This is a genomic window from Streptomyces sp. JLBJ103 (genome assembly GCF_058215575.1).
This window is the reverse complement of sequence record NZ_CM177089.1, coordinates 7,729,844-7,743,798: the sequence shown is the minus strand read 5'-3', so window position 1 is coordinate 7,743,798 and position 13,955 is coordinate 7,729,844. Positions and strand designations below refer to the sequence as shown.

At 72.8% G+C, this 13,955-nt stretch carries 4 protein-coding genes; 3 read left to right on the top strand and 1 reads right to left on the bottom strand.

Annotated elements, in window-relative coordinates:
* Positions 1–8: 8 nt before the first annotated feature.
* The 3 genes from AC4BEG_RS33195 to AC4BEG_RS33185 all read left to right on the top strand — a co-directional run bounded on the left by AC4BEG_RS33195 (position 9) and on the right by AC4BEG_RS33185 (position 12,702).
* The gene (locus tag AC4BEG_RS33195; RefSeq protein ID WP_490703363.1) at positions 9–11,441 is read left to right on the top strand and encodes a type I polyketide synthase; all 11,433 of its coding nucleotides are present in this window, start codon (positions 9–11) and stop codon (positions 11,439–11,441) included.
* Between the two features lie 56 nt (positions 11,442–11,497).
* Positions 11,498–12,160 (top strand): M15 family metallopeptidase, encoded by a 663-nt coding sequence (locus AC4BEG_RS33190; RefSeq protein ID WP_490703362.1) that lies wholly within the window; start codon positions 11,498–11,500, stop codon positions 12,158–12,160.
* A gap of 119 nt (positions 12,161–12,279) precedes the next feature.
* Complete coding sequence (locus AC4BEG_RS33185) at positions 12,280–12,702, top strand: (2Fe-2S) ferredoxin domain-containing protein (protein ID WP_490703361.1); 423 nt, start codon at positions 12,280–12,282, stop codon at positions 12,700–12,702.
* 84 nt (positions 12,703–12,786) lie between these two features.
* Here the strand turns inward: AC4BEG_RS33185 and AC4BEG_RS33180 are convergent, their stop codons facing one another.
* Positions 12,787–13,569 (bottom strand): CAP domain-containing protein, encoded by a 783-nt coding sequence (locus AC4BEG_RS33180; protein WP_490703360.1) that lies wholly within the window; start codon positions 13,567–13,569, stop codon positions 12,787–12,789.
* Positions 13,570–13,955: the final 386 nt, after the last annotated feature.

The following is a 13,955-nucleotide window of genomic DNA, read 5'->3' as shown; positions in this document are numbered from 1 at the left end:
GCCGTCAGATGGAGAACGAGGAAAAGCTCCGCTCCTACCTCAAGCGGGCGAGCACCGATCTGCACACCGCGCGGCGGCGGCTGCGCGACGCCGAGGAGCGGGAGCGGGAGCCCATCGCCGTCGTGGGCATGGGCTGCCGGCTGCCCGGCGGTGTGATGTCCCCCGAGGATCTGTGGCGGCTGCTGATCGAGGGTGTCGACGCGGTGAGCGAGTTCCCCACCGATCGGGGCTGGGACCTCGATGCGCTGTACGACCCCGACCCCGACCGGCCCGGCACCTCGTACACCCGCCACGGTGGCTTTCTGCGCGACGCCGCCGACTTCGACGCGGAGTTCTTCGGCATCACCCCGCGCGAGGCCCTGGCCATGGACCCGCAGCAGCGGTTGCTGCTGGAGACCTCCTGGGAGGCGCTGGAGCGGGCCGGGATCGATCCGGCCCGGATCCGGGGCAGCCGGACCGGGGTGTTCGTCGGCGTCATGTACAACGACTACGCGGCGCGGTTCGCCCAGGTGCCGGAGGACGTCGAAGGCTATCTGGCCAACGGCAGCGCGGGCAGTATCGCCTCGGGCCGGATCGCCTACACCCTCGGGCTGACGGGTCCGGCGCTCACGGTGGACACGGCCTGTTCGTCCTCCCTGGTGGCGCTCCATCTGGCCTGCCACTCACTGCGCCGGGGCGAATGTTCGCTGGCACTGACCGGGGGCGCCACCTTCATGGCCACACCCCGGACGTTCATCGAAACCAGCAGGCAGCGGGCGCTGGCCCCGGACGGGCGCTGCAAGGCGTTCTCGGACGACGCCGATGGCACCGGCTGGGGCGAGGGTGTGGGGATGGTGGTGGTGGAACGGCTGTCGGACGCCCAGCGCCTGGGCCACCCCGTCCTCGCCGTCATCCGCGGCAGCGCCATCAACCAGGACGGCGCCTCCAACGGACTCACCGCACCCCACGGACCCTCCCAGCAAACCGTCATCACCCAAGCCCTCACCAACGCCCAACTCACCCCCGCCGACATCCACTACGTCGAAGCACACGGCACCGGCACCACCCTCGGCGACCCCATCGAAGCCCAAGCACTCCACACCACCTACGGACCCCACCACACCCCCCACAACCCACTCCACCTCGGCTCCCTCAAAACCAACATCGGCCACACCCAAGCCGCCGCAGGCATCGCCGCCCTCATCAAAACCACCCTCGCCATCAACCACCACACCCTCCCCCAAACCCTCCACATCAACCACCCCACACCCCACACCAACTGGAACAACAACACCATCAAACTCCTCACCCAACCCCAACCCTGGCCCCACACCCACCAACCCCACCGCGCCGCCATCTCCTCCTTCGGCGTCAGCGGCACCAACGCCCACACCATCATCGAACAAGCACCACCCACACCCACACCCACACCCACACCCACACCCACACCCCAACCCACACCCACCGAACAACAACCCACCACCCCCTGGATCCTCACCGCCAAAACACCCACCGCACTCACCGCCCAAGCACAACAACTCCACACCCACCTCACCGCCCACAGCGACGCGACACCGCTGGACATCGGCTACTCACTGGTGACGACCCGCTCGGCGTTCGAGCACCGCGCGGCGGTGCTGGCCGAGGACCTCGAAGGGTTCACGGAGGGGCTTTCGGCACTCGCCGAGGGCATCCCCTCCCCCCGGGTGCAGTCCGGAGCGGTGGTACCCGGCGGTCTTGGCATGGTGTTCTCGGGCCAGGGCGCACAGCGGCTGGGCATGGGGCGCGAGCTGTATGTCCGGTACCCCGCCTTCACCGAGGCGCTGGACGCCGTACTGGAGCGGCTGGACGGTTCCGTACGCGAGGTGCTGTTCGGCGACGACGAGGCGGCGCTGCACCGGACCGGGTGCGCCCAGCCCGCGCTGTTCGCGATTGAGGTGGCTCTGTTCCGGCTGCTGGAGTCGTGGGGAGTGCGGCCGGACTTCGTGGCCGGGCATTCGGTCGGCGAACTGGCCGCCGCGCATGTGGCCGGTGTGCTGTCGCTGGCGGACGCGGCGGTGGTGGTGTCCGCGCGGGGCAGGCTGATGCAGGCGCTGCCCGCGGGCGGCGCGATGGTGGCGGTACGGGCGTCGGAGGACGAGGTGGTTTCCGGACTGCCCGACGAGGTCGGTGTCGCGGCGGTCAACGGGCCTCGGTCCGTGGTCCTCTCGGGCCCGGAGGCGGCGGTGGTCGCGTTGGCCGAGGAGTGGCGGGGCCGGGGCCGTGAGGTGTCCCAGCTGCGGGTCAGCCATGCCTTCCACTCGTCGCTGATGGAACCGATGCTGGAGGAGTTCCGGCAGGTGGTGGCGGGAATCGCCGTCTCCCCGCCGGAGACCGCGGTGGTCTCCACGCTCACCGGGCGGATCACCACGCCGGAGGAGTGGGCGGATCCCGGCCACTGGGTGCGGCACGCACGGCAACCGGTGCGGTTCGGGGACGCGGTGGCCACGATGGCCGGGCAGGAGGTGCGGACCTTCCTGGAGGTCGGTCCGGGTGCGGCACTCTCGGCCCTGGGCCAGGAGGTGGCGTCCGACGCGGTGTTCGTCCCCACCCTGCGCGAGGAGCGGTCCGAGCCGTCGGCCCTGGCGTCGGCGCTGGGGCAGTTGCATGTCCGCGGAGTGCCGGTGGACTGGGACGCGTACTACGCCGGGACCGGGGCGCGCCGGGTGGATCTGCCGACCTACGCCTTCCAGCGCCGCCGTTACTGGCTGGACGCCCCGGTGGCGGCCGGGGACATGGCCTCGGCCGGGCTGGGTTCGGCGGATCATCCCCTGCTGGGCGCGGCGGTGCCGACCGCCGATACGGAGGGGTACCTGTTCACCGCGCGGCTTTCGCTCGCCACCCACCCCTGGCTCGCCGACCACGCCGTGTTCGGCACGGTCCTGCTGCCCGGTACGGCCTTTGTGGAGCTGGCCGTACGCGCGGGCGACGAGGTCGGTTGCGCGGTGGTGGAGGAACTGACACTGGAGGCCCCGCTGGTGCTGCCCCAGCGGGGTGCCGTACGGCTGCAACTCGCGGTGGGAGCACCGGAGGAAGCCGGTCGCCGGAGGCTGACGGTCTACGCGCGGGCCGAGGACGGGGACGCCGACGCGCCGTGGACCAGGCATGCCAGTGGTGTGCTGAGCGTGGACGACAGGCATCGGCCCGCCGCCCTGGAGATGTGGCCACCTGCGGAGGCCCGGGGCGTCGACCTGGAAGGCTTCTACGAGCGCCGCAAGGAGGACGGATTCGACTACGGCCCCGTCTTCCAGGGGCTGCGGGCCGTATGGCGGCGCGGCGACGAGGTGTTCGCCGAGGTGGCATTGGAGGACGGCACCGAGGCGGCGGCGTTCGGCTTGCATCCGGCGCTGCTCGATGCCGCGCTGCACGCGATCGGTCCGGACACGGAGCGCGCGGTGGATGGCGCGCGGCTGCCGTTCGCCTGGTCGGGGGTGCGGCTGTATGCGTCGGGTGCGCGGACGGCACGGCTGCGCATCGCCCCGGCGGGCTCGGACGCGGTGTCCCTGGAGCTGGCCGATGCCACGGGTGCCCCGGTCGCGTCGGTGGCGTCCCTGGTGCTGCGTCCGGTGTCGGCCGGGCAGCTGACCGCCCCGGACAGTGTGTGGGAGTCGTTGTTCCAGGTGGAGTGGGGGCCGGTGGCGGAGTCCTCCGACGTCACCACGTCGGTCGGTGAATTCGGCGGCAGGGCGGCGGTGGACGCCGTGGTGGCGGAGGGCGGAGCGCTGCCGGAGACGGTGGTGCTGCGCCGCCCCGCACCGGATGCCGCCGCGGGGACCGACGCGGTGCGCTCGGCGGCCCGTTGGGCGCTGGACACGGTCCAATGGTGGCTGGCGGAGGAGCGGTTCGCCGGAGCGCGGCTGGCGCTGGTGACCCGGGGTGCGGTGGCGGCGAACGCGGGCGAGGACGTACCCGATCCGGCGGGCGCGGCGGTGTGGGGTCTTGTCCGGTCGGCGCAGTCGGAGAATCCCGGACGCCTTGTCCTGGTGGACGAGGACGGTGAGCATTCCTCGCTCGCGGTGCTGACGTCCGCGCTGGCCTCGGACGAACCCCAGCTCGCGGTGCGTTCCGGTGCGGTGTGTGCCCCACGGCTCGCCCGGGTGCCCGCGCCGGAGGGACCGGCGGACACCCCGGTCGCCGGCGCCGGTCTCGACCTCGGCGCGGACTGGGTACTGGTGACAGGTGGTACGGGCGGACTGGGCGGACTGGTGGCCCGGCACCTGGTGGAGCAGCACGGGGCGCGTCGACTGCTGCTGGTGAGCCGCCGTGGCGAGAGTGCGCCGGGCGCGGCGGAGCTGCGTACGGAGCTGACGAAGCTGGGCGCCGACGTGGCCGTGGTGGCGTGCGACGTGTCCGAACGGGACGCGGTGGCCGCTCTCTTGACGCGCTGTCCGGTGTCCGCGGTGGTGCACACGGCGGGTGTCCTGGACGATGGTGTCCTCGCGTCGCTGACACCGGAGCGGGTGGACGCGGTGCTGCGCCCGAAGGCGGACGCGGCCTGGCATCTGCACGAGCTGACCCGTGACCTGGGTCTCTCGGCGTTCATCCTGTTCTCGTCGCTGTCCGGCACGCTCGGCTCACCGGGTCAGGCCAACTACGCGGCGGCGAACGCGTTCCTGGACGCGCTGGCGTGCCACCGGCGGGCCAGGGGGCTTCCGGCGGTGTCGCTCGCGTGGGGGCTGTGGGGCCAGGACGGCGGGATGACCGGCGGGCTGGAGGAGGGCGACCGGCGGCGGATGAGCCGGGCCGGTCTCACCACGCTGACGGCCGGGCAGGGGCTCGCCCTGTTCGACGCGGCACACCGGGCGGACCGGGCCCTGTTGGTGCCCGCCCGGCTGGATCTGCCGGCCGTGTACCAGGAGGCCCGGGTGCGGCCGGTGCCACCGCTGCTGCGCGGTCTGGTGCGGACGGTGACCCGGCGGACGGCGGACCGGGGCGGGGCGTTGGAGCACGGCGGTTCCGCGTTTGTGCGGAGGCTGGCCGCGATGTCGCCCGAGGAGCGGGCCCATACCCTGCTGGAGCTGGTCACCGGGCAGACGGCGGCCGTGGCGGGCCATGGCTCGGCTGGTGCGGTGGCGGCCGAACGCACCTTCCGCGAGATCGGTTTCGACTCGCTCAGCGCGCTGGAGCTGCGCAACCAGCTCGGCGCGGCCACTGGTCTGCGGCTGCCGCCCACCCTGGTCTTCGACCACCCCACGCCGGACGCGCTCGCCCGCCATCTGGACATGGAGGTCATGGGCGCCCCGGTGGCCCCCGTGGCCACCATGGCGGCCGCGGTCGACGAGCCGATCGCCATCATCGGGATGAGCTGCCGCTATCCGGGTGGTGTCGGATCCCCGGAGGAGCTGTGGCGGCTGGTGGACGGCGGGGTCGACGCGATCGGCGGGTTCCCCGAGGACCGGGGCTGGGACGTGGCGAACCTGTACGACCCCGATCCCGACCGGCCGGGCACCTCCACCGTGCGGGAGGGCGGATTCCTGTACGACGCCGCCGACTTCGATCCGGGGTTCTTCGGCATCACCCCGCGTGAGGCGCTGGCGATCGATCCACAGCAGCGGCTGCTGCTGGAGACCACGTGGGAGGCGTTCGAGCGGGCGGGGATCGACCCGGCCGGGATGCGCGGCAGCCGGACCGGTGTGTTCGTCGGTGTGATGTACCACGACTACGCGTCCCGGCTGCACCACCGGATGCCCGAGGGGTTCGAGGGCCATCTCGGGGTCGGCAGCGCCGGCAGTGTGGCGTCCGGCCGGGTGTCCTACACCTTCGGTCTTGAGGGCCCCGCCGTCACGGTCGACACCGCGTGTTCGTCGTCACTGGTGGCACTGCATCTGGCGGCGCAGGCGCTGCGCCGTGGCGAGTGCTCGCTCGCGCTGGCGGGCGGGGTGGCGGTGATGGCGGGCCCGGCTCCGTTCATCGAGTTCAGCAGACAGCGCGGGCTGGCGCCGGACGGCCGGTGCAAGGCGTTCTCCGACGGCGCGGACGGCACCGGCTGGAGCGAGGGCGCCGGAATACTGCTGGTGGAGCGGCTGTCCGACGCGCGCCGCCATGGCCATCCGGTGCTGGCCGTGGTCCGGGGCAGCGCGGTCAACCAGGACGGTACGTCCAACGGTCTGACCGCGCCGAACGGCCCGTCGCAAGCGCGGGTGATCCGGCAGGCGCTCGCCGACGCGGGGCTCACCGAGCACGAGGTGGACGCGGTCGAAGCACACGGCACTGGCACCCGGCTGGGCGATCCCGTCGAGGCCGAGGCGCTGCTGGCCACCTACGGTCGGGAGCGCGATCGCGAACGGCCGCTGTGGCTGGGCTCGTTGAAGTCCAATGTGGGCCATACCCAGGCAGCGGCGGGGGTCGGCGGGATCATCAAGATGGTGATGGCGATGCGGCACGGTGTCCTGCCGCCGACCCTGCACGCCCAGGAGCCGTCATCGCTGGTGGACTGGTCCGCCGGGACGGTGCGGCTGCTGTCCGAGGGGCGGCCGTGGCCTAAGACTTCGCGCCCGCGCCGGGCCGGGGTGTCCTCGTTCGGGGTAAGCGGTACCAACGCCCATGTCGTCGTGGAGCAGGACGCACCGGCCGAACCGGTGCGGTCCGCCGCGCCGCTGCCACCGGCGCCATGGGTGCTTTCCGGGCACTCGGCTGCCGCGCTGCGCGGCCAGGCCGAACGGCTCCATGCGCATCTGCTGGCCCGGCCCGGACTCGACACGGCCGAGGTGGGCCATGCGCTGATCACCGGCCGGGCCACCCTGAACCACCGGGCCGTGGTGGTGGCCGACGGCCGTGAGGCGATGCTGGGCGGACTGGCCGCGCTGGCGCGGGACGAGCAGCTGCCGTCCGTGGTGCGCGGGGTGGCGGGGCCGGATCCACGACCGGTGTTCGTCTTCCCCGGCCAAGGCTCCCAATGGGTCGGCATGGGCCGTGAACTCCTCGACACCGAACCTGTGTTCGCCACGCGAATGGCGGAGTGCGCCGCCGCGCTGGCACCCCATACGGACTGGTCGCTGCTCGATGTGGTGCGGGGCGCGCCCGGCGCTCCGGGGCTGGACCGAGTGGATGTGGTGCAGCCCGCTCTGTGGGCGGTGATGGTGTCGCTGGCCGAGGTGTGGCGTGCCCACGGTGTCACCCCGACCGCGGTGGTGGGCCACTCCCAGGGGGAGATCGCCGCCGCGTGTGTGGCCGGTGCGCTGTCGCTCCAGGACGCCGCTCTGGTGGTGGCGCTGCGCTCCCGCGCCCTGCGCGTCCTTGCCGGGCACGGCGGGATGGTCTCGCTGGTGGCGTCCGCGGAGGACACCGCGCGCCGGATCGCCCGCTGGGCCGACCGGCTGTCGGTCGCGGCCGTCAACGGACCGCGGACCGTGGTGGTGTCCGGGGAACCGGCAGCGCTGGAGGAGTTGTTGGCCTCGGCCGAACAGGATGGGGTGCGGGCCCGCCGGGTGGCGGTCGACTACGCCTCCCACTCGGCGCAGGTGGCGGCGGTCGAGGACGACCTCACCGAGGCGCTGGGCGGTATCCGGCCGCGGGTGCCGCGGGTGCCGTACTACTCGGCGCTGACGGGCGAACGGGTGGACACCGCCGGTCTGGACGCCGGTTACTGGTACCGCAGTCTGCGGCACACCGTCGACTTCGAGCGTGCCACCCGGGCTCTGGCGGATGCCGGACACCGGGTGTTCATCGAGGTCAGTCCGCATCCGACACTGTCCCTGCCGATGCAGGACACACTGCGGGACACCGATGGCGTGACCCTGGGCACACTGCGCCGCGACGACGGAGGCCGCGGACGGTTCCGGCTGTCGCTGGCCGAGGCGTATGTCCGGGGCGTGGCGGTGGTCTGGGCGGAGCCTGTGTCCGGGGACCGGCCGGTGGTGGAGTTGCCCACGTATGCCTTCCAGCGGCAGCGCTACTGGCTGGAGGCGCCCCGGGTGGCGGTCGGCGAGGCCGCCGTGACGGAGCTGGGGCTCACCGCCGCCGCGCATCCGCTGCTCGGCGCCGCGCTGGAACTGGCCGACGGGCAGGGACTGGTCTGCACCGCCCGGCTGTCGACGGCCGACCACCCCTGGCTCGCCGATCACACGGTCGGTGACAGCACGCTGCTGCCGGGTACCGCGTTTGTGGAACTGACGCTGACCGCAGGTGAGTTGACCGGCTGTGACACTTTGGAGGAGCTGACGCTCACCGCGCCGCTGGTGCTGCCCGAGCACGGCGGGGTGCGGTTGCGGCTCACCGTGGCCGGGGACGATGGTTCCGGGCGCCGCACGGTCACCGTGGACTCACGCCCGGACGGCCCGGAGAGCCCGTCCGACGAGGACGGGGCGGACGGCATGGACGGCGCCGAGGAGTGGACCCGGCACGCGGTCGGTGTGCTCACCGTGGGCGGCGGTACGGCACCGGACTCCGTTCCGGTCTGGCCACCGGCCGGGGCGGAGCCGCTGGACGTGGCCGGGGTGTACCGGACGATGGCCGCCGCGGGGCTCGGTTACGGCCCGGCGTTCCAGGGGCTGCGCGCGGCGTGGCGGCACGGGGACGAGGTGCTGGCCGAGGTGGAACTCGCCGAGGAGCAGCGGACCGAGGCCGACGCCTACGGGGTGCATCCCGCGCTGCTCGATGCCTGTCTGCACGCGATCGACCTCGGCGGACTCCTGGACGACGCGGGCCGGGCCCGGCTGCCGTTCTCCTGGCGCGGGGTGCGGCGCCATGCCGTCGGCGCCGCCGTGGTGCGGGTGCGGCTGAGCCCGGCCGGACCGGACGCGGTCGCCCTGTCGCTGACGGACCCCGCGGGTGAACCGGTGGCCACCGTCGAGTCGCTGGTGCTGCGGCCGGTCGATACCGACCGGCTCGGAACGGACCATGGCGCACACGCCGATGCGCTCTTCCGGCTGGACTGGGTGGCCCGGCCGCGGCCATCCGCCCCGGCCACGGCTCTCCGCTGGGTGGTGGCCGGTCCCGACCACCTCGGGCTGGGGGCCGCGTGCGCGGCCGGGGGCGGCAGTGTCACCCACCGCGCCGATCTGGCCTCGGCCCTCGGCGCGGCGGACGGACCACCCGACGCGGTGCTGGTGTCATTCGGCGATGTGTCCGGCGCTGATCCGGCGGACAACGCCGGACAGGCCACGCTGGAGGCGCTGCGCCATGCCCAGGAGTGGCTGTCCGACGAGCGGTTCGCGGGCGTTCCGCTGGTGCTGGTCACCCGGCGAGCGGTGGCGACCGGTGAGGAGGAGGACGTTTCCGATCTGGCGCGAAGCGCGGTGTGGGGGCTGATCCGCTCCGCGCAGACCGAGAACCCGGGCCGGCTCGTCCTGCTCGACCTCGACGGATCCGCCGCCTCGTACACGACCCTGCCGACGGCGCTGGCCGAAGCGGTGGCCGGTGGCGAACCCCAACTCGCCCTGCGCGAGGGCGAGGTACGGGTGCCACGGCTCACCCGGGCCGGTGCCGCCCGCACCACCGGCGCCGACGTGGTCCGCTTCGCGCCCGGTGGCACCGTACTGGTCACCGGCGCCACCGGAACCCTCGGTGCCCTCGTCGCCCGCCATTTGGTGACCGCCTACGGAGTGGACCGGTTGCTGCTGGTCAGCCGGAGCGGGCCGGCGGCACCGGGCGCCGAGGAGCTGTGCGCCGAACTGATCGCGCTGGGTGCGGAGGTGACGCTCACCGCCTGCGATGTGTCCGACCGTGCCGCGCTGGCCGCGCTGCTGGCCGCCGTGCCCGCGGCGCATCCGCTCACCGGGGTCGTGCACACGGCCGGGCTGCTCGACGACGGGGTGATCGGCGCCCTCGACGCGGAGCGGGTGCGACGGGTGCTGCGACCCAAGGCCGATGCGGCCTGGCTGCTGCATGAACTCACCCTCGACCGGGAGCTGTCGGCCTTTGTGCTGTTCTCGTCGGCGGCGGGTACGCTCGGCGGCCCCGGCCAGGGCAACTACGCGGCGGCCAATGCCTTCCTGGACGGGCTGGCCCGGCACCGCCGGGCGGCGGGCCTGTCCGCGGTGTCCCTGGCCTGGGGGCTGTGGGCGGACAGCAGCGGTATGACGAGAGGGATGTCGGCAGCCGATGTGTCCCGGCTCTCCCGGTCGGGTGTGGCCGCGCTGTCCGCGGCCGAGGGGCTGGCCCTGTTCGACCTGGGCCTGGAGTCACCGACGTCGGTGGTGGTGCCGATGCGGCTGAACACCGGTGCGCTGCGCGCCGCCCCGGACGCCGTGCCGGTGATGCTCCGCGGGTTGGTGCGGGCACCGGTGAAGCGGGCGGCTCGGGCGGCGGCGACGGCCATGGGTGAGGACACCGCCACCCGGCTGGCCGGACTGCCGGAGGGCGAGCGCGAGCGGGTGCTGAGGGAGGTGGTGCGCGACCACGCGGCCGCCGTCCTCGGCTACGCCTCGCCCGACGAGTTCGATATGACCGACGTCCGGGGGCAGTGGAGCTTCGACTCGCTGACCGCGCTGGAGCTGCGCAACCGGCTGGCGGAGGCCACCGGGCTGAGCCTGGCCGCCACCATCGCCTTCGACCACCCCAGCGGAGAGGCGTTGTGCGCCCATCTGTGCGCCGAACTCGCCCTCGGCGACGAGGCTTCGGCCATCGCCCCCGAGGACACCCTGCGCGGGCTGTATCTCCAGGCGTGTCGCCTCGGTCTGTGGGTGGAGAGTGTGGAACTGCTGCGGGCGGCCGCGGTTCTGCGGCCCACGTTCACCGCGGCGGCCGAGGTGGCCACCCCTCCGCCACCGGTGCGGCTGGCCACTGGCAGCGCCCCCGAACTGCTCTGCTTCCCCCCGCTGGTGGCGCCGTCCGGTCCGCACTTCTACACCCGCTTCGCCACGGTGTTCGGCGGCCACCGGAAGGTGACCGTACTGCCCTATCCAGGCTTCCGCACCGGGGAGCCGCTGCCCGCCGGGGTGGAGCAGGCGGTGGACTTCCAGGCGGAGGCGGTGCGCGCCCACACCGGCGGCGCTCCGTTCGCCCTGGCCGGTTACTCCTCGGGCGGTCTGATGGCCAACGCGGTGGCGGCGCGCCTGGAACAGTGGGGTGTCCCGGTGAGCGCGGTGGTGTTGCTGGACACCTACCCGGTGACCGACAGGTTTGACGACCAGCTGTGGCCCGAGATCGTGGCTCGGGTCAATGCCGCGTCCCCGGAGGAGCTCGAGCTGCTGACCGGCGCCCAACTCACCGCCGAAGGCTGCTACTTGCGCGCGTTCGAGAACTGGAGTCCGGTGCCGGTCACCGCGCCCACCCTGCTGGTGCGCGCGGCCTATCCACCCGGCGGATCCACCGCCGCGACCCCCGTCGAGGCGGCCGAGGGCGCCTGGCAGGCGACATGGCCGCTGCCGCATGTCCCCGTCGATGTGTCAGGAGACCACTTCACCATCATGGAGGACCACTCCGAGGCGACCGGCCGGGCCGTCCAGGAATGGCTTGTCGCACACGGGGACACGCTCCGGTGACCACGATCACAACGCGGCCTCCCTCCGCGCGGCCGCCGGCAGGCGATGATCGGGCCATGACCGAAGTTGTCCTGATGTCAGATCCGAGAGTCACATCCATCCCCGTGGTGGACTGCGGTGAACCGCTCCTCGACGTCCGGCTCCATGCGTCGTTGGCCACCGCCCCCGACAGAGCGGACGCCGAGGGAGCGTTCGCCTGGCTGCGGGAAGGGGTGCTGACCCGGCTGTTGGAGGCGCGGGCGCTGCTGCCGGACGGCATCGGCCTGCTCATCATCGAGGGCTACCGGACGCCCGCCCTGCAACGGCAGTACTTCCAGAGTTACGCCGACGAACTGCGCGCGTCCCATCCCGGCTGGTCCGCCGAGGAGGTCCACCGCGCCGCGAGCCGCTATGTGTCCCCGCCCGAGATCGCTCCGCACAGCGCCGGCGCCGCGGTCGACCTCACCCTCGCCACCACGGCCGACGGGCGGGAACTCGACATGGGGACACCGATGAACGCCAGCCCGGAGGAGAGCGACGGCGCCTGCTACACCGACGCTCCCGGTATCAGCGCACAGGCCCGCGCCAACCGGCGGTTGCTCGCCGACGCGCTGACGGCGGTGGGGATGGTCAACTACCCCACCGAATGGTGGCACTGGTCCTACGGCGACCGGTACTGGGCCCTGGCCACCGGCCAGGACCAGGCGCTCTACGGGCCCCGGGAGCGGACACCCGGCTGAACGCGCGCCTCGCGGTCGGCACCGTTCGGGGCCGGTCCTGTTCCCGTCACGGAAACGCGGACCGGCCCCGTCCTTCGGGGCCCCGACGGGGCGCTGAACCGCCGTGCCACAATGCTCCGATGCAGAGCTGGCCGCGGCGCGGCGTACCGGAACGGCCGTGCACCCTCGTTGTCTGCCGGGACTGTTGCTGCGGCGACGCGGCCAAGCACCCGCGTACGGATCACCAGGGTCAGCTGGACCGGCTGCGGGCGGCGGTGGACGCCGCACCGGGGTGTCTGGCGGTCCGGACGACCGACTGTCTGGGCCCGTGCGGTCAGGCCAATGTGGTGGTGGTCCAGCCCTCCGCCACCGGACGCCGCTCCGGTGGCCGGCCGACCTGGGTCGGCTGGGCGCTGGACGACGAGAGCACCGACGATCTGCTCGCCTGGGCGCTCGCGGGCGGGCCGGGTGTGGCAGAGCCACCGGCCACACTGGAGCTACAGTTCATCCGCCCGCCCGGCGAGGCGCGGGCACGGGCACGAGCGGCCGGGACCGACGGCTGAGCGTCGGCCCCGGCCGGTGTGCACGGGTGCCGTGTGCGGTGCCCGTTGGCGGCCGGGCGCCGCGGGGCGAAGTGGCCGAGTGGGTCAGCGGGCGGTGGCGAAGTCCTGGGTCCAGTAGTGGCCGGGCTGCGCGTGGCCGACGCCGATCTCCTTGAAGTTGCAGTTCAGGATGTTGGCCTTGTGGCCGGAGCTGTTCATCCAGCCCTGCATGACGCTCTCGGGCGAGCTGTAGCCGTAGGCCACGTTCTCGCCGTAGGTGCTCCAGGAGTATCCGGCCCGCTCGATGCGGTCGTCGGGGGATGATCCGTCGGACCCGGTGTGCGACATGTTGCTGTGTGCCGCCATGTCCTCACTGTGAGCCTGGGCGGCCTTGGTCAGCTTGGCGTCGACGGTCACCGGCTTGCAGCCGACCTTGGCGCGCTCCTTGTTGACCAGCGCGACGATCTGGTCCTGGAGGGACGAGCCGGAGCTCTTGGTGGCGGTGCTCGACGCGGGGGCCTTGGAGGACGGCGAGGCGGCCTTGGTGGTGGCCTTGGCCGGAGCGGTGCGGGTGGAGGCGGCGGTGGACGGTGCCGCGGAGGAGGGGCGAGCGGACGGGGTGTGACGCGGCGAGGCCGACCGCGATGCGCTCGGGGTGGGCTTGGACCGGTCGGCGCGGTGCTTCCACCGGTGGTCTTTCTCCTTGTCCGAGTCGCTGTGGCCACGGTGGCGGGCGGTCGTGGTCCATTCGCCACGGGCCTCGGAGCCCTTGTTGTCCTGCCCGTCCAGACAGGCCATGGCAACGGAAGGCACACCCACGGCGGCGACGGCCACGGCCGCCACGGCTATCTTCCGGTGGTGCGTCTTGTTGCTGCGGTGCTTGCTCATACATGACCTCACTCGGTAATCGCGGCACGCCCTCTCCCCCCTGGTCCGGCGGGGTTCCGCACGATGTCGCGCATGAGCCGCCGGGGCGCCTTGCGGGCCGCCATTCTTAGATCCGCCGGAGGTGCGGGGCAACAAGTGTTCGGTCCTATGCGGCTTCGTAGTGGTACACGTGGCTTGCACTCCTCGGCGATGCGTGCTGGTGCGGCTTCACAGCTTCGCCACCGCACTGCCACACCGTCAGAACACCTGGTTCCGGCACGACTGTGCACCATGACGCTCCGGCCCGGACGGCATCGCGCGCCGGAGCACACATGTCCACCAGAGCGGAAAAACCCTCTTATGTCGCCTAGGAGATATCGACCTTCGCGTACCTTTTGCTCCACGGA